Source organism: Hymenobacter rubidus, from assembly GCF_016734815.1.
Classification (GTDB): domain Bacteria; phylum Bacteroidota; class Bacteroidia; order Cytophagales; family Hymenobacteraceae; genus Hymenobacter; species Hymenobacter rubidus.
In genome coordinates this window covers 1-23157 of the sequence record NZ_JAERQF010000041.1, presented here as the reverse complement: position 1 = coordinate 23157, position 23157 = coordinate 1, and the positions used below count along the sequence as shown (strand labels likewise).

Here is a 23157-nt window from a genome sequence, read left to right as displayed (position 1 = left end):
AGAACGTCATGCTGAGCGTAGTCGAAGCATCCCTACCGCAGCACTAAATCAATTATCAGGTTGGGGCAGGCTGAACTGACGAAACGGTAGAGATGCTTCGCTGCGCTCAGCATGACGTTCTTAATAAAAACATTACGCCGTCACCGCTTCCGGCTCGGCCGCTACTTTTTTAGCCGAATGTTTCTTAGCAGTAGCGAAATACGAGTACATCACCGGCACCACAAACAGCGTGAGGCCCGTGGCAAACAGCAGCCCACCCACCACGCCAATGCCCATGGCCCGGCGGCCCAGCGCGCCCGCGCCCTGCGCCAGCGCAATGGGCAAAATGCCCAGCACGGCGCACAGGCTCGTCATCAGAATGGGACGGAAACGGGCGGCCGAGCCCTCAATCAAACCCGTCATGTAGTCGGCGCCTTTCTCCACGCTTTGGTTGGCAAACTCGACGATGAGAATGCCGTTTTTCGTCACCAGGCCCACCAGCATGATGATGCCGATTTGCGAGAACAGGTTCATGGTCTGGTTGAAATACCAGAGGCTGAACAAGGCCCCCGACAACGCCAGCGGCACCGTCACCATGATGATGCCGGGGTCGCGGAAGCTCTCGAACTGCGCGGCCAGAATCAGGTAAATCAGCACCAGGGCCAGGCCAAAGGCAAACAGCACCGAGGACGAGCTTTCGGCAAAGTCGCGCGACTGCCCCGTGAGGGCCGTAGAGAACGAGTCGTCCAGCTGCTTATCGGCAATGGCCTGCATGGCGGCGATGCCTTCGCCCAGCGTCTTGCCCTTGGCCAGCGAGGCCGAGAACGTGGCCGCGTTGTAGCGGTTGAAGCGGTAGAGCTGCGGCGGCGTGCTCTTCTCCTCCAGGCGAATCACGTTGTCGAGCTGCACCAGCTTGCCGCTGCGGCTTTTCACGTTCAGGGTGCGCACGTCGAGCGGCTGGTTCCGGTCTTCGCGGGCCACCTGGCCGATAATCTGGTACTGCTTGCCGTTGCGGATGAAGTAGCCGTAGCGCTGGCCGCTGAGGCCGGCCTGCAAGGTCTGGCTGATGTCCTGCACGCTCACGCCCAGGGTCTGGGCCTTCTCGCGGTCAATCACCACGCGCAGCTCGGGCTTGTTGAACTTCAGGTTCACGTCCACGAAGCTGAACGTTTTGTCGGCCTGCGCAGCTTCCAGAAACTTGGGCACGGCCGCCGTTAGCTTATCAAAATCCTGGGTTTGCACCACGAAGCCCACGGGCAGGCTGCCGCCGCGGCCGCCCCCACCGCCGGAGCTAATGCTCTGGTCCTGTGAGACGGATACGCGGGCGCCGGTGTATTTCTTCACCGTCGCGGTGAGAATATCGGCCAGCTGCTGCTGGGTGTGGGGGCGGGCTTCGGGGTCTTTGAGCAGCACGCGGGCAATGGCCGAGTTGGCCGCGCCGCCGCTGCTGCCCCCGCCCGGCGAAGTCACGGTCAGGATGTTGTCGGCATCCTGGCGCGAACTGTCGGCCAAGGCCTTCGCAAGCTGGTTCACGTAGTCGTCCATGTACTCAAACGACGCGCCTTCCGGCGCCGTGGCGTTGATGCTGAGACGGTTGCGGTCTTCTACCGGGGCCAGCTCAGTTGGCAGGGTTTTCATAAAATACCAGATGCCGACGCCCGTCAGCGCCACCAGGCCCCAAGCCAGCCAGCGGCGGTCGAGGAAAGTGACCAAGGCCTCGCGGTAACCGTTGGTCAGGGCCTGGAAGAAGGGCTCGGTCTTGCGGTAGAGCCAGTTGTGGCCGCCTTCTCGTTTCAGCAGCTTCGAGCACATCATGGGGGTAAGCGTGAGCGACACGAAGGCCGAAATCAGCACCGAGCCGGCCAGCACAATGCCGAATTCGCGGAACAGCTTGCCCGTGATGCCCGACAGAAATACCACCGGCAGAAACACCGCCGCCAGCACGATGGTGGTTGAAATAACAGCCATCAAAATTTCCTCCGAGCCGTTTTTGGCGGCTTCGAGTGGGGTTTCTCCTTCCTCGATTCTGCTGTAGATATTCTCTAGCACCACAATGGCATCATCTACTACCAGGCTGATGGCCAGCACGATGGCTAGCAGCGTCAGCACGTTGATGGAGAAGCCCATGAGGTCCATCACGAAGAAAATGCCGATGAGCGACACCGGAATGGCCACCACCGGAATGATGGTGGAACGCCAGTCGCGCAGGAACAGGAAAATGACGACCACCACCAATGCGAAAGCTTCAATGATGGTGTCCTCCACCTCCGCTATCGAGGCGCGAATAAAGACCGAATTGTCAAACCCACTGCTGATTTTCAGGTCTTTGGGCAAGTCGTTCTGGTATTGCTTCATCCGCTTGTTAAACTCGTCGGTGATGGCAATCTGGTTGGCGCCCGGCTGCGGAATGGCCATCACGCCCACCATCGGAATGCCGTTGCGGCGCAGGATGGTCTGGTCGTTCTCGGGATAAAGCTCGGCGTAGCCCACGTCGGTGAGGCGGACCAGCGAGGTCGGGTCGTTGCGGATAATCAGGTTGTTGAAATCCGTCACCGACGACAGGCGACCCATGGTGCGCAACGACAATTGCGTGCTCTGGCCTTGCACCGCGCCGCTGGGCAGCTCCACGTTTTCGCGGGCCAGGGCCTGCTGCACGTCCACGGGCGAGATGCCAAGGGCGGCCATTTTCACCGGGTCGAGCCAGAGGCGCATGGAGTACTTGCGCTCGCCCCACACCCGGATTTCGCTCACGCCGGGAATGGTTTGGAGCCGCTCCTTTAGCACGTTGTTGGCGTAGTCCGTCAGCTCCAGCAGGGTGCGCGACGAGCTGCTTAAGTAACTCAGAATGATGGGGGAGGAGTCGGCGTTGGCCTTGCTCACGGTGGGCGGGTCTACGTCGCGCGGCAGGCGGCCCTGCGCGCTCGATACCTTGTCGCGCACGTCGTTGGCGGCAGCTTCCAGGTCTACCCCGAGGTCAAACTCCACGGTAATGGTACTGGCCCCGTCGCGGCTGGTGCTCGACAGGTTGCGGATGCCCGCGATGCCGTTGATGCCTTCCTCGAGCGGCTCGGTTATCTGCGACTGAATGACGTCGGCCGAAGCGCCGGTGTAGCTCGTTTGGACCGTGATGATGGGCGGGTCGACGCTCGGGTACTCGCGAATAGCGAGCGAGCGAAACCCAATGGCCCCGAAAATTACGATGAGCAAGCTCATCACAATGGCGAGGACCGGCCGGTTGATGCTGACGGAAGAAAGGCTCATTTTAGTTTGGTCTATGAAATTTCTGTGTCATCCTGAGCGTAGCGAAGGACCTTCTCACCGCTAAACAACCTGTAGTAAGCCAAACGACTCAGCCGTGAGAAGGTCCTTCGCTACGCTCAGGATGACAGGCGTGCTGCTGCTTACTTCTGAATGCTCACCCGGTCGCCCGCCTTCACCTGCAAAATGCCGGTGCGAATGACGGTGTCGCCCACGGCCAGGCCCTTGGTGATTTGAATGACCTTGTCCGAGCGCACCCCGATGTTGACGGGCTGCACGGCGGCCTTGCCCTTCTTCACCGTGAACACCGTGTAGCCGCTGGCCACCGGCACCACCGATTCGGTCGGAATCTGCAATGCCTCAGCCGTTTCGCCCAGCTCCAGGTTCACTTTCACGAACCCGCCGGGGCGCAGCTCCATGTGGGTGTTGGCATACACGGCCCGCACCGGCAGCGTGCGCGAAACCGGGTCAATCTGCGGGTTGATGGCGTACACCTTGGCCTCGATTTTCTGGGTAGTGGCCTCGTCGGTCACCAGCACCGGGTCGCCTACGCGCACCGATTGTGCGAAGCGGCTGGGCACGTTGAAGTCGATTTTTACCGGCTTCACCCGCGAGAGCGTGGTGATGGCCGTGCCCGGCGACACGTAGGCGCCCACCGAGGTATTGCGCAGCCCCAAAATCCCGTCGAACGGCGCCCGCACGAAAGCTTTTTGCAGCGTTACGCGCAGCGCAGCCAGGTCGGCCTGAGCCGTGAGCAAGGCGTTTTGCGACTGCTCGTATTCCTGCCGGCTGATGTATTCTTTGGCCAGCAGCGTGCGCTGGCGCTGCTCCTGGTCGCGGTAGAGCTTGATGTTGTATTCCTGCTTTTGCAACTGGGCCTGCACATCGGCCGCGTTGATGGTGAACAGCAGCTGGCCCTTGCGCACCGGCTGTCCTTCCTGAATATTGAGGCTGGTGATTTTGCCCGAAATCTCGCTCTGGATGGTCACCGACTCGTCGGCCAGTACCGAGCCGGTGGAGGCCACTTCATCGGAAAGCTTGGTGGCGGCCACCACGTATACCTGCACCGGTACTTTGGCTCCGGCTCCGCCGGACCCACCGCCCTTGCCGCCTTTGCCACTGCCTTTCTCGCCTTTGCCCCCGCCTTTTTCGCCCGCGGTGGGGCTGGGAAAATACTTCGCCTTGGCCCAGGCCATGCCCGCAATAACGACGGCCGCCAGCAGCCAGCCCAGCCAGCCACGCTTGCGCGGTGGTGGCGTAGCGGGCGGGGTGGACGGCTCCGGAACGACGGGGGCAGACGTGGTGGTGTCCCAGGTTTTGGAGGCGGCAGCGGTAGGAGTTTCCAAAGGCATAAAAAGCAAAACGCACGAGTGGTGTGAGAAGCCTGGGCTCTCACGTGGGGTAGTTTGGCTATACGACAACCGGCGTCCGAAGGAACGAATATGCCGTCGGGCCGAACTCATATAGTGCAAATTTCGCTCGAAAGGTTGCGCGGCTTGGCCACTAATAGACGTAGAACGGCATCACCCTGACCGAGACTATCTTCGTCCCGATGAAGCCGAAGCCCACCGCCGTCACCCCGCCCGAGCCGCGCAATTTTTTTCAGGACGTGCACGAAGTCGTGCGCCTCGTGCCGGCCGGCCGCGTTACCACCTACGGGGCCATTGCGCACTACCTCGGCGCCCGGCACGGCGCCCGCACCGTGGGCTACGCCATGATGGCCGCCCACACCGCCGCCCCATACGTGCCCGCCCACCGCGTGCTCAACCGCCTGGGCCACCTCACCGGCCGCCTGCACTACGCCACCCCCTTCGCCATGCAGGAAGCCCTCGAAGCCGAAGGCATCCAAGTAGTAGAAGACCGGGTGGGGGATTTCGGGAAGCTGTTCTGGGACCCCGGCGTGGAGCTGGCGTAGCGGCTGGCAGTGAGTGGTCGGGAGCGTTGCTTGGCAAGCTGCGCCGGGACGTAGCGCACGTGGGACGCTGCTCATTTACCCCGGCTTTTGGCGCGGGCCTTGAGTTGCCGAATTTCAAACTCGCCACCCTTGGCAGTTACCTGTTCCAGCGGAGGCTTGCTTGCGTCGGCGGGAGTACGACTGATTCTCAGGTAATTCGTTTTGCCAAATTCCGGGAGAAAGCCAAAGCACGTCTCCGGTGTCCCGGCCAGGCACAAACGCGGTTCGTGCAGCTTATCGGTCCAGGGAATGGTTAGAAATTGATTGTCAGCCAGTTCGCCCAGGGGCTTGCCGTTTAGCAGCACCTGAACCGGGGGGCCTGCCGTGCCGGCCCGGCGGTAAATGCAGAGCAGGGCCGTATCAGGGGTAGCAACCAGGCCGGGGTCGTCGAAGAGCGAGATGTCGCCCGTGACCATGTTCACGGTGTAGGGCGTGGGCTGGTCGTTGGTGGCGCCCGCCGCGATGGCCCCGCCAATTGCCCCGCCTACCAAGGCTCCGGTGCTCACGGCCCCAGGGTCGGCCCCCGAAAAACCAACGAAACCGAACGTCCCGTTTTTCTTTTCCAACGGCACAAAGTGGCGGTGATGGAAAATATAAAGCTGCCGGCCATCGGAAAAGCCCCATGCGTTGCGCAGGTATTCTTTGCCGCCGCTGGCCGTGGCAAAATAGGGCTTCACCTCCGAGGTGCCCTCCCAGCCCTTGGCTTTGCGGGGCACGGCTTCGACCAGCAGCGCGGGCCGGACCTCCGGCTGGTTGTTGCGAAACGCTAAAAAGGTGGGGAAGTAGCCCTTTTTGCGCACCGAATCAACCAGAATCGGGTAAACCGGCGTGCCTTCGGCAAGGCGGCCTGTTTGTTCGAGGTAGGCAAGGGAACGGGCCGGCTGCTCCGCGCTCTTGGCCCAGTTGATGCCCTGGCACTGGGCCAGGCAGTGCCGGAGCGCAAGGGCCAGGTTGGGCGCGTGGCGGGCCGTTGTTTCCATTCCTTTGCCTTCAATAAAATCACTGGCGCTCAGCGCGTAGTGATAGCCGTCGGGCAAGTGCACGTAGGCGTCCAGGGCCAGCTCAAGGCTGGCTTTTTCGTACAAAGCCGTTATTTCCTCGGCCAGCTGCAGCTGCCGGATGACCAGCACCAGGCGCGGCTTGTCGGCGGTGCCGGGCGGGAGCTGCGCTTGCAGGTAAGCGGTGAGGGCCGCTGCCACCGTCGGGTGCAAGCCGGCCACCTGCGGAATGTTATTGAGCCCCCGGTGCACCGTGCCAATGCCGGCCCGGTTGGGGCGTCCATCCAGCACCTGCTCGACGGCGAAGGCCGAAGCGGGCAGATTCAGGGGCTGAGCGGCCAGGTCGACGTAATACACCTGGGCCCGGCTGGGGCTGCTCGCTAGCCAAAACAGGGCGCCAATCAGGCCCCAAAGCAGCGGTCGATTCATGGGCCAAAGCTACTGCTGGCGGTTTGCTGGCGGAAAATTTACCGCTTGCCCGCTCTTCTTCATCAAACCATTACAGCCCGCTGGCTAGAGCCAGCCCCGGTCAGGCTGTATACTGTATATTTGTTGTCCCCGGAGTGTGCCGGGTGGTTTTTTCTTTGGTATGAAGCACTTATTTACAGCTCTTTTAGCCGTTTTGCTTTCCCTGCCGGCCCTGGCCCAAAATAAGTTTTCCATCCGCGGGCGCGTGGTGGACCAGGTGAGCGGCGAAACCCTGCCGGGCGCCACCGTGCAGGTGACCGGCAATGGCCAGAACACCGGCGGCGGGGCCGATGCCGACGGTGCCTACAAAGTTTCCAACCTGCCGGCCGGTACTTACACCGTGCAGGCCAGCTTCATCGGCTACAAGGCCACGACCCAAACCGTCAAAATCACGACCCAGAGCGTAACGGTTTCCTTCAGCCTTGCCTCCGACAACGCCAGCCTGGAAGAAGTGACCGTGGTGGCCGCCCAGGCGCAGGAACGGTCCACGCCCGTGGCCTTCTCGGCCGTGAACGAGGTGAAGCTGCGCGAAACCCTCTCCAACCGCGACCTGCCGATGATTCTCAACGAGACGCCCGGCGTGTACGCCACCCAGGGCGCGGGCGGCGGCACCGGCGACTCGCGCATCAACGTGCGCGGTTTCGACCAGCGCAACGTGGCGGTGCTCATCAACGGCGTGCCCGTGAACGACATGGAAAACGGCCAGGTATACTGGTCGAACTGGGACCTGGGCGACGTGACAAAGTCCTTGCAGGTGCAGCGGGGCCTGTCGGCTTCCAAAATTACCGTGCCTTCCGTGGGCGGCACCATCAACGTGCTCACCAAAGGCTTCGATGACAAGCGCTCGGTGGTGGCCCGCGTGGAAGGCGGCTCGAACAACTACCAGAAATACTCGCTCATGCTCAGCAGCGGCCAGCTCAAGGGCGACTGGGCCGTGACGGCTTACGGCGCGCGCCGCACCCAGGACGGCTGGGTAGACAAGACGTTTGACGATGCCTGGACTTACTTCGGCACCGTGAGCAAGCGCATGGGCAAGCACACCCTTTCCCTCACCGGCATGGGCTCGCCCCAGAGCCACGGCCAGCGCATTCCGTTTGGCGAGCGGATTGGGGTGTATTCCAATGAGAAAGCCAAAGAGCTGGGGGCCACGCCCGTATCGTCCGGCGACAGAGGGTTCAAATACAACAAAGGCTGGGGACTTGTGGACCGCTACACGCTGGATAACAACGGCAATAAAATCAGTCACGGCCAGGAAGTGGTGAACGAGCGGGTAAACTATTTCCACAAGCCCCAGGTCAACCTCAACCACTTCTGGAACGTGACCGACCGGCTGTTCATCTCCACGGTGGTTTACGCTTCCAAAGGCACGGGCGGCGGCTCCCAGGCGGCGGGCAGTACCTTGTCGACGGATGCGGATGGCCAGGACAACCTCCAGAAAGCCTACGACGACAACTACAAAAAAGTGGGTGCCGATGGCCAGCGCCTGTCCTCGCAGTACCTGGCGAACAGCGTTAACTCGCACCGCTGGTACGGGCTGGTTTCCGGGTTCGACTACCTGCTCAAGCCCAGCCTCACGCTGTCGGCCGGCGTTGACGCCCGCTACTATTATGGCATTCATTACCGCGAAATCCGGGACTTGCTGGGCGGCGATTACGCCATCGGCTCCGGTACGGCCGTCAACCGCAACGCCGACGCCAACACCCGCCTGAAGGTGGGCGACAAGTTCGGCTTCTACAACGACAGCAAAACAGGGTGGCTGGGCGGCTACGGCCAGCTCGAATACAAAACGCCGCTGCTTTCGGCGGTGGTCAGCGGCACCGTTTCGCGCATCAGCTACGCGCGCATCGACTACTTCCGGCCCAAGCAGGTGACCGTGGATGGCAAAAGCTACGACGTGCCCTACGGTGCACCGCCCCTGGTGATAAACGGCCAGAGCTACACCAATGCCGACGGCCACTACCTCGAAAACGATTGGGTGAACATCTACGGCTACAGCGTAAAAGCGGGGGCCAACTACAACCTGACCGAGCACGACAACCTGTTTGCCAACGTGGGCTACAACAGCAAGGTGCCGTTCTACCAGTTCGTCTTTAACAACAACGGCCAGAAGTATAACGACATCCGCAACGAAGGAATTACCTCGCTTGAGCTGGGCTACGGCATTAGCTACCCCAGCCTGAAAGTGACCCTGAACGCCTACTACACCTACTGGACCAACAAAAGCAGCAACTCCATTAGCGGCAGCGGCGATGCCACCATCTACAACAACGTGCGCAACGTGGATGCCCGCCACATGGGCATCGAGATGAGCGTGGCCCAGGAAATCAGCCGCCGGCTGCAGCTCAACGCCGCCATCAGCCTCGGCGACTGGCGCTGGGCCGGCAACGGCGTGGTGAACCAAAGCGACGTGAACAACCAGCCGATAGGTACCCCCGACATGCCCATTTACCTCAAAGGCGTGCACGTGGGCGATGCCGCCCAGAACCAGTTCCAGATGGGCCTGCGCTACGAGCCGGTGAATAACTTCTACATCCGGCCTTCGTTCCTGCTCTTCACCAAGTACTACGCCGGCTTCGACCCCGTGAGTCTCCTCAGCGAAGCCAGCCGCACCGATACCTATCGGCTGCCCACCTCCCGAAACCTCGACCTGCACCTGGGCTACGACCTGCCCAAGCGCTTGTTTGGCGACAAAGTTCGCCTGGGCCTCAAAGGCTCCGTCCTCAACGTGCTCAACGAGTTCTACATTACCGATGTGCCCGCCAGCACGTCGGCCACTGACGCGTCGTTGTTGCAGGGATTCTTCAACCGCGGCCGTACGTTCACCGTTGGCCTGTCGGCCACGCTGTAAGCGTTGGGCTGCGCAGGGAAGTACCCCGCACACTTACGATGAAGCGGTTTAGGAAGTCGGTTCTTCCCGGTCTGGCGCCCTTCCTGAACAGCTTCGGTAGAAGCAAAGGGCCATGCCGCGCTACGTGCGGCATGGCCTTTCTTGTTTCGGTGGGCGCTGCCCAGCTTTTTAGCTATTTGCGAGCGCCGGCGGCCGCAGCGGCCAATACCGCGCTGCGCATCTCTTCCGGTGAAGTGTTTTTTACCAAGTAGCTGTGAGCGCCTTCGGCCAGCACGGTGCTCACCAGGGAGGGGTCGTCGTGCATGGAGATGATGACCACGCGCACGGCCGGAAACTGGGTGCGCAGCAGCCGGGTGGTTTGCAGGCCATCGAGGATGGGCATTTGCATGTCCATCAGAATCACGTTGGGGCTGCTGCCCTGGTCAAGCAGTTCCAGCAGTTCCTGGCCGTTGCCGGCTTCGCACACCACCTCGATGCCCGCATACCCGCTGAGCAGTGCCCGCAGACCTTTGCGAAACAGAATGTGGTCGTCGACGATGGCCAGGCGCACGGGAACGGCGCCCGCAGCGGAGGTGGGAGAGGTCATGAGTTGAGTGAAAAAGTAGGGGTGGGCGTGCCCGCTGGCAACAGCGTAACGGGCAATAGGGCTTCGACACGGGTGCCAACGCCAGGTTCGGAATGGTAGTGCAACTGCCCGCCGAGTACCGCCACGCGGCTGCGCAGATTGATGAGCCCCATGCCCACGGGCTGCCCGTGGGGGCCGGGAGGCGGCAGTTCTTCCAGGTCGGCCAGGTCGAAACCCTGGCCATCGTCGGAATAAGTGAGGGTGAGCTGGCCGGGCACCGAGGCCACCCGCAGCACAATGTGGGCCGCTTCGGCATGCAGCAGGCCGTTGGTGAGGAGTTCCTGGGCAATGCGGTACACCATCAGCTCGTGGGGCGGAATGAGCCGGCCCAGCGGGGTGTCCTGCTCCAGGCGTACTTCGGGGCCGCTGTCGCTCGGCACGGCCTGCACCAGCGCCCGCAAGGCCTGCGCCAACCCCAGTTGCTGGAGCGTAGCGGGCTGAAGGTTGCGCGAGATGCGGCGCACTTCGGCCACCGCCTGGTCGATAAGCGCACCGGCTTCGGGCGAGGGCGGGCTGCCGGGGGCGTACAGGTGCAGTTTGGCCAGGGCCAGAATAGTGCCCACGCCGTCGTGCAATTCGCCGGCAATGCGTTGGCGTTCGTCTTCCTGCGCCACCAGCGCCGCGGCCAGTGCCTGCTGCTGCGCCGCTTCCTTGAGCTGCGCTACTTCCTGCTGCTGGCGCATTTGTGCCCGTTGGTAACGTACCACAAACCACACCAGCCCGAGCACGAGCAAGAGCAAAGTAGGAGTGAGTAGAAACAAGGGTAAAAAGTCAGTCACATGAATGCCCGAACGGACAGGTAGCGCAAAAGAATAAAAAAAGAAATTCCCAACCCGTTCGGGTTGCCAACTTGCTTGGTTGCACGCCCTGTAGCGCAGGCAACGGAATTTAGGTTACAGCCGGACGCAAGCGGCGCAGCTTTATACGTGAGTTAGGTAAACAGTTTAGTGCTTAAAGTGCAGGCATAGAGGCAGAAGCGCGCAGATGGGCAAAAGCAGCGGCTGTCTACAAAATCCGCCGGAAGAAAGCTGAATGAATGCTATGGCAGGCGAAACCGTGACAGCAAAGCGGTGAGCAAAGAATTTTCATAAATATATAATTGATATTATATATTTATGAAATATATTATTGTTCAAGGCCGTACACGGGCTTGGCATTTCCCAGGCTTGGCGGCAGCCCGACTTGCTCTCCGGCAACCGGCGGGGCAGGCGTTTCGGTGGGTTCTGTGCGATTGGCCCGCAAAAAGGCCAGCGTTAGAAAGTAGTTAAAGGCCAGCCCACTGCCCGCAACGCAAAGAAATTCAAGGTGATTAATAACGGCCGAAGTTTGTCCCAGCCAATCTAGGCTGAAGCCTGTGACCGTGCCAGCTGAATAAACCAGTTGTCCCACACTCAGCAGCCAATAGGGGTTTTGCGAACCTGGTTCTGAGCCGGAATGGGTTAACGTATAGTCCATGTACAACAGGGCAAGCCCAGCCAATACAGCGCATTGCACAACGCGGGCTACATCCATTGCCACTATCATGTTATAAGGCATTGTGCTGATAGTGAGCATAAACCCTATGGCCACTGTTAGCCACATCGTGCGCTTCCAAGTGGGCATGACCAAGCCATACATCGCCGCAAACAGCAGAACCTTGCCGGTATTGAAGCCAATTAGTACAAACAAGTTGTTGTGCAGATAAATTGCGCAAAGCTTCGCCATAATCGAGCAGAAAGCCGATAAATACACATACCAGCTCAGGATTTTTATGGCCGCAGGAAAATGCCGCTGCCGCCGCCACACCACAATCATCGGCACCAACACGCTTGCCTGCATGGTATACATCAGGCTGGTGGACAGTAGCTTCAGCAGTTCGGGCGACATGACGGGGAGCACAAAAGTTAGTTGTACAGTACGTTGGGCTGGCTACAGGCGCTTGGGCAACTTGTGGCTTCATCAGCCACGATGAAGCCATCGCCAAGCTGGTCGTTTTCATCGTGGTCGGCGCCCACCGCTACCAGCTGCATTGTGCCCTTAAGGTCCACACTACCGCTGGAAAGCCCAAAATAGAAACGGATGCCTTTGCAGCCATCCTGAGCTAAGATAGACTCCAAAATGTCCCGACCAAAAAACATAGCTTTTGCAGCGTCGCCCGGAACACTGGCTTGGTAAGCATGGGTCCAGTCGCCTGCGGTGTTGGCGTCAATAGGGCTGCCTTCAGAACCATCAAATGGCATATAGTGCAAGAGATAAGAGTGGGATGAAAATTGAATGAAAAAAAGTTTGATTTGGATTGAGCGGGCCAAATATAGGGCGCAAGGTGGGGAAAGATATACGATTGAAAACATTACCACGCCCGGCCGGGCCCTCCCGGCAGGTCGTCGTGCTCATCATCGGCCTCGTCATCTTCCTCCTCATCGGCTTCTTCGTCCTCATCCTCAGCTAGTTCATCGGCCTCTTCTTCGTCGTCCAGCGTGTCGAACACGCGGTCGAGGGAGGCTTCGGCGTGGCGCAGCTTGTGGCGGCAGAGCCGAATGAGTTCCGCCGAGCGTTCGACGCGGGAGGTAAGGTCGTCTACGTCCACGGCATCGGTTTCGAGGGCCCGGAGAATGGTTTCGAGCTCTTCAATAGCTTCGCGGTAGGTCATGTTTTTTAATTAGCAATGAGCAATGAGCAATGAGCAATGAGCAATTTCCCTAACGGCGGACTGTCCGCTGCTCATTGCTGCTTATTAATTGATAAAGGCGCAGTTCGGTGCGGTGCAGGTGCCGCTCCAGGGCCAGCTGCAGCTGAAAGCGGCGGCGCAACAGGGCCTCGCGTCGGCGCTGGTGGTGGCGGCTAAAGCGCTTGAGCAGCCGCCGCCCGTGCTGACGCAGGCTACACTGCTCCCGGGCCAGGGCGCGGCGGGCGGCCCGGGACAGTTGGTGCCGGAAGCGCTCCAGTCCCAGCCCCAGCTGGCGGAGTTGCTCGCGGGGGCCTTGCACCGCCTGGCGGGCGCGGACCAGCAAGGCCTCCTGGGCCGCATCGAGCTGGCGATGGGCCGCGTAGCGGCTGCGCCCGCTGAGCTGCTGCAGGCGGGCGTGATGCTGGCCCAGTTGGCGCCGCACCAGGGCGGCCACCTGCTCGCCGTAGCCCAGCAGAGCGCCTTCCAGCCGGGCCAGCCGCTCTACCAGAAAGGCCGCCACGGCCGTGGGCGTTTTAAGGGCGCGGTGGGCGGTAAGGTCCACCACGGCCTCGTCGCGCTCGTGGCCGATGCCGGTGAGAACCGGCAGGGGAAAAGCGCCCACGGCCGCGGCCAGGCCGTATTCGTCAAAGGCCAGCAAATCGGTGCGGCCGCCGCCCCCGCGAATGATGACGACGGCATCGAACTGCCCGCGCCGGACGCGCACGCCATCCAGCGCGGCCCGAATGCTGGCCGGGGCCTCGTCGCCCTGCATGGTGGCCGGAAACAGGGTAAGGGCAAAATCGTAGGGCGCTTCCCGTAGGTGCTGCACAAAATCCTGGAAGCCCGCGGCTGTGGGTGAGGAAATAACCGCAAGCCGCTGAGGGGCCAGGGGAAGGGTAAGGCTTTTTTGCCGTTCCAGCAAGCCTTTGGATTCCAGCCGCCGCAGGGTGTTCAGGCGTTGCAGGGCCAGCTCGCCCACGGTGTAGCTGGGGTCAATGGCCACGATGTCGAGGCTCAGGCCGTACTGCTCGTGAAAGCGCACCTGCACGCGCAGCAGCAGCTTGAGCCCCGCGCGCAGGGGCTGCCCGGTGGCGCGCTCAAACGCCGGGGCCAGCTGCTGGTAGCGCTGGCTCCAGAGCGTGGCGCGGGCCTGGGCCTTGAGGGGCGTGCCGCGGCCGTCGGTGGTTTGCTCGGTGAGGGTGAGGTAGCAATGGGCGCCGGCAAAGCGCGGCAGGCTGAGCTCGGCCACTTCGGCCACCACCCAGTAGGAGTCGGCCAGTTGCTGCTGCAGAGCCAGGCGCACGCGGCTCAGCAAGTCCGTCAGGCCCAGGGGCGGCGGGGGCGTGAGGGGCAAAAGCTCGGGGCGGCGGTTGTAGAGCGGCATGGGCGCAAGTTACGGGCGGCCGGGGCGTTGAACGAAAAAGTTCTTCCTGCCGGTGCCGCAGGCCCTTTGCCGGAACCACGTGCCAGTGCGGCCGCGTTGGTGCAACCTCCCCAAAGGCCCCGGGTCCTTAACTTCACGGCATAATTTTCAACCAATTTTCATTTCATGTTTTCAATTTCTATTGCTCGGCGGCTGGGTTTGGCCGTACTAGGTTTGGGCGGCGCGGCGGCCCTGGTTTCGGCGGGCCCGCCCACCACGCCCCCGCAGAAAGGCGTCGGCATCACCATTGCCAACATCGACCCGTCGGTGAAGCCTTGCGAGGACTTCTTTCACTACGCTTCGGGCAACTGGTTGAAAAACAACCCGATTCCGGCGGCTGAATCGCGCTGGGGCTCTTTCAACGAACTCGCCAACAACAACAACGCCACCCTGCGCACCATTCTGGAAGCAGCGGCCAAAAACGCGGCCAAAGCCCCCAAAGGCTCGAACGCCCAGAAAGTAGGGGACTTCTACGCGTCGGCCATGGACTCGGCGGCCATCGAGGCGGCGGGCCTGAAGTATTTGCAGCCGCACCTGAACCGCATCGCGGCCATCAAGGACCTCAACGAGATGCAGCGCTTTCTGGCCGACCCCAAGGCGCAGGCGGGCAACGTGTGGTACGGGGCCGGCGTGGGCCAGGACGATAAAATCAGCTCCCAGTACGCGGTGCAGATTGGCCAGGGCGGCCTCTCGCTGCCCGACCGCGACTACTACCTGAAGGAAGACGGGCGCTCCAAAGCCATTCGCGCTGCCTACGAGGCGTATTTGGTCAACACCTTCAAAATGCTCGGTGACAGCCCCGACGCGGCCAAAGCCAATGCCGCTGCCGTGCAGCGCATCGAAACGCGCCTGGCCAAAGCCAGCAAAGGCCGCGTGGACCTGCGCGACCCCTACGCCAACTACAACAAGATGACGGTGGCCGAGGCCAACGCCGCCTACCCCAACCTGGCCCTCCCCATGATGCTGAAGGAAAATGGCCTGGGGGCCGCCAAAGAAGTGATTGTGGGCCAGCCCGACTTCCTCAAAGAAGTGAGCACCATGCTGAAGGAAGAGCCCATTGCCGACCAGAAGCAGTACCTGCGCTGGCACCTGGTGAGCAGCGTGACCGCCGCGCTGCCCAAGGCTTACGGCGACGAAGCTTTCAAATTTGCCCAAACGCTGACCGGCGCCAAAAAGCAGCAGCCCCGCTGGAAGCGCATGCTGCAGTCGACGGACCGCGCCCTGGGCGAGGCGTTCGGCCAGCTGTATGTAGACAAAGCTTTCTCGCCCGCGGCCAAGGCCCGCGCCAAGCAAATGATTGAGAACCTGCGCGTGGCCTATGCCGAACGCATTCAATCTACCGACTGGATGAGCGCCGCCACCAAAAAGGAAGCCCTGAAAAAGCTCAATGCCTTCACGGTGAAAATTGGCTACCCCGACAAGTGGAAGGACTATTCGAGCCTGAACGTGAGCCGCGAGAGCTACCTGAACAACTTGCTGGCTGCCCGCGTGTGGGCCAACGAGGACCAAATCAAGCACTTCGGCCACCCCATCGACCGCAACGAGTGGGGCATGACGCCGCCCACGGTGAACGCCTACTACAACCCGCCGATGAACGAAATCGTGTTCCCGGCCGGCATTTTGCAGCCGCCGTTCTTCGACCCCAAGGCCGATGATGCCGTGAACTACGGCGGCATCGGGGCCGTGATTGGCCACGAAATGACCCACGGCTTCGACGACCAGGGCCGGCAGTACGACGCCGAAGGCAACCTGAAAGACTGGTGGACCAAGGAGGATGCGGAGAAATTCAACGCCAAAGCCGCCATTGTCGGCAAGCAGTTCGATGCGTTTTCGCCCCTCGACTCGGTGCACGTGAACGGCAAGCTGACCATGGGCGAAAACCTGGCCGACCTCGGCGGCCTCACCATTGCTTACCAGGCCTTTGAGAAAACCCCGCAGGCCAAAGCCGGGCAAAAAATTGACGGCTTCACGCCGGAGCAGCGCTTTTTCCTGGCTTATGGCCAGATTTGGCGCACCAACACCCGCGACGAGTACATCCGCCAGCAAGTGCAGACCGACCCGCACTCGCCGGCCATGTACCGCACCAACGGACCGCTGATGAACATGCCGGAGTTCTACAAAGCCTTCGGCTGCCAGGAAGGCAACAAGATGATGCGCGCGGCGGCTGACCGCTCGAAAATCTGGTAATTGCGGCACGGCCCTTCGCTATTGCAAAAGGATTGACTGCGCTATTGGCTTAATTGCTAATATGGCAGCCAATCCTTTTGTTTTTTGCCTTTTATTGAATAAACGAATTGTTTGTAGCTTGCACATGGTAATTTCTTATCCTTTGAACTCAGATTATGCAACAAGTTGATTTCATGCGCCAAGCGGTTTTTGCCGCGGCGCTTCTGGGGCTGGGTACTGGCGTGGCCCAGGCCCAAACCAAAATCAAAACCAAGTCCAGCAGCGCGGGCAAACAAAAAACCACCGTGGCCGTGCCCACCAGCGGCACGGGCATTTCGCTGGCCAACATGGACCGCTCGGTGGCGCCCTGCGACAATTTCTTTCAGTTTGCCTCGGGCACCTGGCTGAAGAACACGCCCATTCCGGCGGCCGAAGTCCGCTACGGTGCCTTTGATGAGCTGGCCGCCCGCAACCGGGCCATTGAGCGGCGCATTCTGGAAAAAGCCGCCAACGACCGCATGGCCAAGCCCGGCACCAACCTGCAAAAGGTGGGCGACTTCTACGCCGCGGCCATGGACTCGGTGGCCATTGAGAAAGCCGGCCTGAAATACCTCCAGCCGCGCCTGAACCAGATTGCGGCCATCAACGACCTGCCCACCCTTCAGCACTACCTCGCCGACCCCAAGTCGTTCGGTACGGGCTGGTACAGCTTCGGTGTGACGCAGGACAGCAAAAACAGCACGCAATACGCTGTGCGCATGGGCCAGGGCGGCCTCACGCTGCCCGACCGTGACTATTACCTGAAGGACGATGGCCGCTCCAAAGCCATCCGGGCCGCGTACCAGACCTACCAGGTCAACACCTTTAAGCTGCTGGGCGACGACCAGGCCACGGCCGAGAAAAACGCCGCTGCCGTCACCCGCATCGAGACGCGCCTGGCCAAGGCCTCCCGCACCCGCGTGGCCCTGCGCGACCGCGAGAGCAATTACAACAAGCTGACCGTGGAGCAGGCCGCCGCCGACTACCCCAACCTGAACCTGCCGCTGGTGCTCAAGGAAAGCGGCTTGGGCAACGCCAAGGAAGTCATCGTGGGCCAGCCCGAATTTCTGAAAGAAGTGAGCGCGATGCTGAAAGAGGAGCCCCTCGCCGACCAGAAGCAGTACCTGCGCTGGCACCTGGTGAGCGGCGTGAACTCGGCCCTGCCCAAAGCGTATGTTGACGAGAGCTTCAAGTTCCGCCAGGTGCTCACGGGCGCCAAGCAGCAGCAGCCCCGCTGGCGCCGCGCCCTGGCCGCTACCGACGGCGCGCTGGGCGAGGCCTTCGGCCAACTGTACGTAGACGAAGCCTTCAGCCCCGAGGCCAAGGCCCGCGCCAAAGCCATGGTGGAAAACCTGCGCGTGGCCTACGCTGAGCGCATTCAGGCCACCGAATGGATGAGCGCCGCCACCAAAGCCGAGGCCCTGAAAAAGCTCAACGCCTTCGCCGTGAAGATTGGCTACCCCGACAAGTGGAAAGATTATTCGGCCCTGAAAATTTCGCGGGAAAGCGCGCTGAATAACCTCTTTGCCACGGCCGAGTGGGCCTCGAAAGACAACTTGAGCAAGTTTGGCAAGCCCATTGACCGCGGCGAGTGGGGCATGACGCCGCCCACGGTGAACGCCTACTACAATTCGAGCATGAACGAAATCGTGTTCCCGGCCGGCATTCTGCAGCCGCCCTTCTACGACCCCAAGGCCGACGACGCGGTGAACTACGGCGGCATCGGGGCCGTGATTGGCCACGAAATGACCCACGGCTTCGACGACCAGGGCCGCAAGTCGGACGCCAGCGGCAACCTGCGCGACTGGTGGACCAAAGAAGACGGCGAGAAATTTACGAGCAAAGCTGCCGTGGTGGGCAAGCAGTTCGACGCTTTCTCGCCGATGGATTCGGTGCACGTGAACGGCAGCCTGACGATGGGCGAAAACCTGGCTGACCTTGGTGGCCTCACCATTGCGCACCAGGCTTTCCAGAAAACGGCCCAGGCCAAAGCCGGCAAGCCGATTGACGGCTTCACGCCGGAGCAGCGCTTCTTCCTGGGCTACGCCCAAATCTGGCGTTCGAACCAGCGCCCGGAAGCCATGCGCCAGCAAATCCAGACCGACCCGCACTCGCCCGGCGAGTACCGCACCAACGGTCCGTTGCAGAACATGCCGGAGTTTCACGCCGCCTTTGGCTGCAAAGACGGCGACAAGATGGTACGCCCCACCGCCGACCGCGCCAAAATTTGGTAAGCCGTTTGCATAGCTTATTCTGAATCACGCACGGGAAACTGTTTCCGCGCCCGATACGAGAAGGTCCGCTTCCCCTGGGGGCGGGCCTTTTTATTTAGCTCGGCCGCGGGTTGCGAGTGTCTGCGGATAAATTTAGATTTGTTCGTTCTTTATCAATATCCTTGCTATGCACCAACTCGTCTACACCAGCACCGCCGGCGTGGCCCTCACCGAAACCGAGCTTCAGCAGCAACTTGCAAGCTGGCGCCAGAAAAACGCCGACCTGGCGGTAACGGGCGTGCTGCTGCACAGCGAAGGCCAAATCCTGCAGGTGCTGGAAGGCGAATCCGCCACCGTTCAGGCCCTTTTTGCCACCATTGCGGCCGATATTCGCCACCGCAGCGTAACCAAGCTGGCCGACGGCCCGGTGCAGGCCCGGGCGTTTGCCGACTGGTCCATGGGCTTTCGCAACGTGGTGTCGACGCAGTTTTTGCGGTTTGTGCCCTCCGCGCTGCCCGAGCACACCGCCGACCTGGTGCCGCTGCTCGAAGCCTTCCTGACCGAAGAGCCCTGGACGTAGCGGGCCGGGCCCGCGGACCCATTACCGCACCACTTCTACCTTCATCGGGATGTCCGTGACGGGCCATTTATCTGATTCCACGGGCTCGTTAGCAATTTTATCCACCACGTCCTGCCCTTCGATTACTTCGCCAAAAACGGTGTACTGGCCGTCGAGCGAGGGCACGCCGCCCACCGTGGCATACGCCTTGGTTTGGGCAGGGGTGAGCCGGCGCCCGGCCATGGCCTGCGACTGGTTGGGGGCCAGCGTTGAGCCCACCACAAAGTAAAAATCGGTGTTCGACGACAGCTTGCCGGGGTTCTTTTCGTCGTCGTAGCGGGCCATGCCCAGGGCGCCTTTGCGGTGAAAGTGCTCGGCCCGAAACTCGGGCGGCAGGCGGTAGCGCTTCAGCCGGATGGTGCGGGCGGCGTAGGTTTGGCCGCCCTGCACGGCAAAATCCTTCACCACGCGGTTGAACATGGTTTCATCGAACACGCCCTTGCGGGCCAGCAGCAGGAAATTGGCCTTGTGAATCGGGGTGTCGTCGTAGAGCCGCACCCGAATGTTGCCCAGCCGCGTCTTAATCAGCACTTCCGAGCCGGGGTATTGGCGGCCGTAGGCCAGCAGGGCGGCCGGGGCGGCGCTGTCGGTGAGGGTGGCCAGGTCGGGGCCGGGAACGGGGGGCTTGGTTTTGGGCGCGGCCGTAGGGGGCGGCGTCTGGTTGCAGGCGGCCAGCAGCGCCAGGCCGATGACCAACCGGCCGAAAAATGAAGGAGCCATAGAAGAAAAATTGTGCCCAACCCTGGGCCCAAAAGTAAGACGCCGGAACCGGCCCCGTGGTTGGGTCAAGGTGGTCAAAATGCACAAAAGCCTGCGCCGGGCGGCACAGGCTTTTGCCAGCATCGTTGGGCGCTTCGGCTACCAGCCGTCGTTGGCTTTTTGCTTGGTTTTCTCGGTCCCGCTGCTGGTTTTGGTTTTCACCTTCACTTTCTCCGGCGCGGCGGGCGCGGGAGCAGGAGCGTCGGCCGGGGCAGGTGCGGCTGGGGCGGCTTCGGTTTCGGCGGGGGGTTCGGCCATGTCTTTGGCCGACTTAATCTGGTCGGCTTCTTCCACTTTCTTCACTTTCTGCTGGGCCAGCAGCAGCTGGTCCTGGGCCAGGGTATTCTTCTTCCAGGCGCTTAGCTCGGTGTTGAGCTTCTCTTTTTCCTCTTTGGTGGGCTTGGCCGGGTGCATCAGCAGGGCCAGGTCGGGCTTGCCGGAATCCTGCCAGGCCGAGAGCCACAGGGAAGACACCAGGTTGGGCGCTGACTTCAGGCGAAAATCGACCATGCCGCCCACCTGTTTTTCGTACTCGGCCGCGAAGGCATCGGAATAGCGGCGCGTGGTTTTGCCGTACTTGTGCGAGAACGTGAAGCGCACCTCGGGCTTCATCGTCTTCTCAATTTTGGTCGCCCGGTCGAAGGTTTCGCCCAGGAAGCCGTAGCTCTGCGCCAGCGTGGCCCAGATGGCGGCCAGCGGGTCTTTGATGTATTTGGCGGGCTCGCCGTCGAGCTTGTAGTCGTTGATGTATTTCTCGGGCAGCTGGCTTTCCCAGAGGCTGTGCAGGCCCTTCTGGTCGGTGAGCTGGCCGTCGTAGTTGATGGTGGTGTGCAGGGGCACAAAGGCATCGGCCACGTAGTGGCTCAGCTCGGCCGAGTACTTGACGATGGCCGTGGTGTCGCTCTGCCGGAAGGCCTCGGTCAGGTTGTCCTTCGTTTCCATGATGACCCACGGCACGGTGCCGTACTTTTTCAGGGTATCGGCCGTGAATTTCTCCACCGCTTTGTCGTACTGCTTGGGCACCTTGCCGAAGGGGTCGTCTTCGGAGTAGTGGTCCATGTCGATGAAGTGCTTGGGCGCTTCGGAAGGGTCGTCGTTGCGGCGCTCGTCGGGGGCCGTGCTCAGGCGCACCAGCTCCGGCATGTGCCGGTAGTAGAAGGCCTGCATGGAGGAAGGCAATTCGTACACGGCCACTTGGGTAATGGTGCGGTGGCCGAAAAAGCCCCAGGCGCCGGCCGTGCCGGAAGCCAGGGTGAGGGCCGCCAGGAACAGCGGCAAAAAGCGTTTTTTCATGTAAGCGGGAATGATTGCCGGTTCGACGGTCGTTGTCCTGCTCAAAGTTCGGCAATGGCCGCCACATTCCGTCCGCTTCGTTGGCGCAGCGGCTGCGGCGGGGCCCGGCCCGGCTACATTTACACTTCCATTCAACGCCATGAATTCCTTTCGTCTTCTGTTTTTAGCGTCGCTGAGCGTGCTGGCCGAGTCTGCCGTGGCGCAGGTGGTCACGGTTCCGCCGGGGGCCTACCGCACAGCGGTGGCCTACCGCCACCGCCGGCCCCAGCCGGCCGGCGTCGAGGCCTCGTACCCCGACAAGCGCGGCCAGCTGGTGGTAACGGTGCCCAACGGCCCCCGCACCCAAAAAATCCGCCTTGCCACCGATAGCCTCTGGGGCTATGTGACGGGCAAGGGCCGCACGCACCGCTTCTACCGGGGCGGTGAGTACCAGCTCGAAACGTCCGATACACTGGCCATCTACAGCAGCAGTGATATTCAGCCGGGCACTGAGCGCAACGGCACCAACGTGGCCACACCCGGCGCCAGCGCCATGGGCCAGTACACGGCCCCGCGCTACTACTTCAGTGTGGGCCTGACGGGGCTCATCTTCCCACTCACGCCCCGCTACCTGCGCGAGATGTACGAGGCCAGCAACCCCGCCTTTGTGAAAGCGGTGACGGACCTGGGCTTCAGCCAGAGCCTCTCGGATTTCAATTCCAAAACGGGCCGCTACCGCGTGAGTGACCTATACCGGCAGAGCACGCCGTAGCAGAGAAATCAGTTAGGCAGCCCGTCAGGCAGTGCGCAGCGAAGCATCTCGCGTGGGGTAGTAAATCAATCGTCTGTAATCCTGAGCTTGCGAAGGACCTTCTCACCGCTGAACGGGTGGCAGTAATCCTCAACTGGCGCAGGCTTGATAAGGTCCTTCGCAAGCTCAGGATGACAGACGATTGATTTACTACCCCACGCCAGCTGCTTCGCTGCGCGCTGCCTGACGGGCGCCTTGGCTGGTTACACAGCTGCTCCGCCCTCACGCCGCAATGTTGCTTTTTAGCTGCTTGGTGCCGGGCTGCACGGCGCCGGCCAGCTGTTTGCGGCGGGTGAGCAGCTCCGCCAGTTTTTCGTAGATGAATTCGGCGGCCTGTGCCCGCAGCTTGTCGCCGGTGCCGTTGAACTGCTCGCGGTACTCGTAGGCGTGGCCTTCCACCAGCACGGTGACGAACACAGTGCCGACGGGCTTATCGGGCGTTTCGGAGGCGCCGGGGCCGCACAGGCCGGTCACGGCCACGCACACGTCGGCGGCGGGCAGGTGGCGGTGCAGGCCCTGGGCCATTTCATTGGTGGTTTGCTGGCTTTCGGCCGAGTAGGTGGCCAGGGTTTCCTTTTTCACCCCCAGCAGCTTTTGTTTGGCTTCGACGTGGTAGGTGACCACGGAGCCGAGCAGTACTTCGCTGACGCCCGTGGCCGGAGCCAATTGGGCTGCTACCAAGCCGCAGGTGCAGCTTTCGGCCAGGGCCAGCGTGAGTTTGTGTTCCAGAAATTGCTGAACCAGCGCGTTTAAATCAGGGGTTTTCATCGTGGGGGAGGAGCGTTGCTTCGCGGCTGTGTACGCCGCCGCCCGCCGCTGGGGTTGCGGCCGAGCTTAGTTACGCAACGCTTCGTTACAGCCGTTTTGAAGTCAGTGTACGTGCGGTCAGTAGCGCGAACGTTGTCGTTCGCGTGCCAGAACGAGCTCGCGGCGCGGGCACGCGAACGACAACCTTCGCGCTACGGTACACCAACCCCGACACCGCGCTAAGAAGCTGTTTGAGTTATACCCGTCACGAAGTGGGTTGCGAATCGAGCAGGTGAAAGTGGAGGGTGAGTAAGGACGCGAGTTCGTGCCC

The 23157-nt window shown here is 61.6% G+C and carries 18 protein-coding genes; 6 read left to right on the top strand and 12 right to left on the bottom strand.

Annotation, left to right across the window (positions count from 1 at the left end; genetic code table 11):
- Positions 1-132: 132 nt before the first annotated feature.
- Together JKL48_RS20150 and JKL48_RS20145 are read right to left on the bottom strand one after the other, a co-directional pair.
- Positions 133-3240 (bottom strand): efflux RND transporter permease subunit, encoded by a 3108-nt coding sequence (locus tag JKL48_RS20150; RefSeq protein ID WP_201986701.1) that lies wholly within the window; start codon positions 3238-3240, stop codon positions 133-135.
- 140 nt (positions 3241-3380) lie between these two features.
- A complete protein-coding gene (locus tag JKL48_RS20145) occupies positions 3381-4583 on the bottom strand; it encodes an efflux RND transporter periplasmic adaptor subunit (protein ID WP_236668942.1) in 1203 nt (400 codons plus the stop codon).
- Between the two features lie 206 nt (positions 4584-4789).
- Between JKL48_RS20145 and JKL48_RS20140 the strand changes: the two genes are divergently transcribed.
- Entirely contained in the window at positions 4790-5152 is a 363-nt protein-coding gene (locus JKL48_RS20140) for an MGMT family protein (protein ID WP_201986697.1), read from the top strand.
- A gap of 71 nt (positions 5153-5223) precedes the next feature.
- Here JKL48_RS20140 and JKL48_RS20135 read toward each other — a convergent pair whose 3' ends face one another.
- Positions 5224-6618: a hypothetical protein gene (locus JKL48_RS20135; RefSeq protein ID WP_201986695.1), complete on the bottom strand. Its 1395-nt coding sequence runs from the start codon at positions 6616-6618 to the stop codon at positions 5224-5226.
- Between the two features lie 160 nt (positions 6619-6778).
- Between JKL48_RS20135 and JKL48_RS20130 the strand changes: the two genes are divergently transcribed.
- Positions 6779-9505: a TonB-dependent receptor gene (locus JKL48_RS20130; protein WP_201986693.1), complete on the top strand. Its 2727-nt coding sequence runs from the start codon at positions 6779-6781 to the stop codon at positions 9503-9505.
- A gap of 172 nt (positions 9506-9677) precedes the next feature.
- Here the strand turns inward: JKL48_RS20130 and JKL48_RS20125 are convergent, their stop codons facing one another.
- From JKL48_RS20125 to xseA, 6 genes are all read right to left on the bottom strand, one after another.
- Positions 9678-10091, bottom strand: a complete 414-nt coding sequence (locus JKL48_RS20125) for a response regulator (RefSeq protein WP_201986691.1) — start codon at positions 10089-10091, stop codon at positions 9678-9680.
- Positions 10088-10909, bottom strand: coding sequence for a sensor histidine kinase (locus JKL48_RS20120; RefSeq protein WP_201986689.1), 822 nt, complete (start codon positions 10907-10909; stop codon positions 10088-10090). Before JKL48_RS20120 ends, JKL48_RS20125 begins: the two co-directional genes overlap by 4 nt.
- A 346-nt stretch (positions 10910-11255) precedes the next feature.
- On the bottom strand, positions 11256-11996 hold the full coding sequence (locus JKL48_RS20115; RefSeq protein ID WP_201986687.1) for a hypothetical protein: 741 nt from the start codon (positions 11994-11996) through the stop codon (positions 11256-11258).
- Between the two features lie 17 nt (positions 11997-12013).
- A complete protein-coding gene (locus tag JKL48_RS20110) occupies positions 12014-12418 on the bottom strand; it encodes a hypothetical protein (protein WP_201986685.1) in 405 nt (134 codons plus the stop codon).
- 41 nt (positions 12419-12459) lie between these two features.
- Positions 12460-12759: an exodeoxyribonuclease VII small subunit gene (xseB, locus tag JKL48_RS20105; RefSeq protein WP_201986684.1), complete on the bottom strand. Its 300-nt coding sequence runs from the start codon at positions 12757-12759 to the stop codon at positions 12460-12462.
- 49 nt (positions 12760-12808) lie between these two features.
- Positions 12809-14161, bottom strand: coding sequence for an exodeoxyribonuclease VII large subunit (gene xseA / locus JKL48_RS20100; RefSeq protein ID WP_201986683.1), 1353 nt, complete (start codon positions 14159-14161; stop codon positions 12809-12811).
- A 165-nt stretch (positions 14162-14326) separates the two neighbouring features.
- Here xseA and JKL48_RS20095 point away from each other — a divergent pair, with 165 nt between their 5' ends.
- The 3 genes from JKL48_RS20095 (at position 14327) to JKL48_RS20085 (ending at position 19198) form a co-directional block, all read left to right on the top strand.
- Positions 14327-16387: a M13 family metallopeptidase gene (locus JKL48_RS20095; protein ID WP_201986682.1), complete on the top strand. Its 2061-nt coding sequence runs from the start codon at positions 14327-14329 to the stop codon at positions 16385-16387.
- Between the two features lie 155 nt (positions 16388-16542).
- Complete coding sequence (locus tag JKL48_RS20090; RefSeq protein WP_236668941.1) at positions 16543-18639, top strand: M13 family metallopeptidase; 2097 nt, start codon at positions 16543-16545, stop codon at positions 18637-18639.
- Between the two features lie 166 nt (positions 18640-18805).
- Complete coding sequence (locus tag JKL48_RS20085; protein WP_201986681.1) at positions 18806-19198, top strand: BLUF domain-containing protein; 393 nt, start codon at positions 18806-18808, stop codon at positions 19196-19198.
- A 21-nt stretch (positions 19199-19219) separates the two neighbouring features.
- On the opposite strand, the gene JKL48_RS20080 is transcribed toward JKL48_RS20085, so the two are convergent.
- Together JKL48_RS20080 and JKL48_RS20075 are read right to left on the bottom strand one after the other, a co-directional pair.
- Positions 19220-19957, bottom strand: coding sequence for a peptidylprolyl isomerase (locus JKL48_RS20080; protein ID WP_201986680.1), 738 nt, complete (start codon positions 19955-19957; stop codon positions 19220-19222).
- Positions 19958-20095: 138 nt separating this feature from the next.
- The gene (locus JKL48_RS20075; RefSeq protein WP_201986679.1) at positions 20096-21289 is read right to left on the bottom strand and encodes a zinc dependent phospholipase C family protein; all 1194 of its coding nucleotides are present in this window, start codon (positions 21287-21289) and stop codon (positions 20096-20098) included.
- 139 nt (positions 21290-21428) lie between these two features.
- On the opposite strand from JKL48_RS20075, the gene JKL48_RS20070 reads away from it, so the two are divergent.
- Complete coding sequence (locus tag JKL48_RS20070; RefSeq protein WP_201986678.1) at positions 21429-22040, top strand: hypothetical protein; 612 nt, start codon at positions 21429-21431, stop codon at positions 22038-22040.
- Positions 22041-22301: 261 nt separating this feature from the next.
- Here JKL48_RS20070 and JKL48_RS20065 read toward each other — a convergent pair whose 3' ends face one another.
- Positions 22302-22847 carry a CinA family protein gene (locus tag JKL48_RS20065; protein ID WP_201986676.1) on the bottom strand — a complete coding sequence of 182 codons (546 nt, stop codon included), beginning with the start codon at positions 22845-22847 and terminating at the stop codon, positions 22302-22304.
- Positions 22848-23157: the final 310 nt, after the last annotated feature.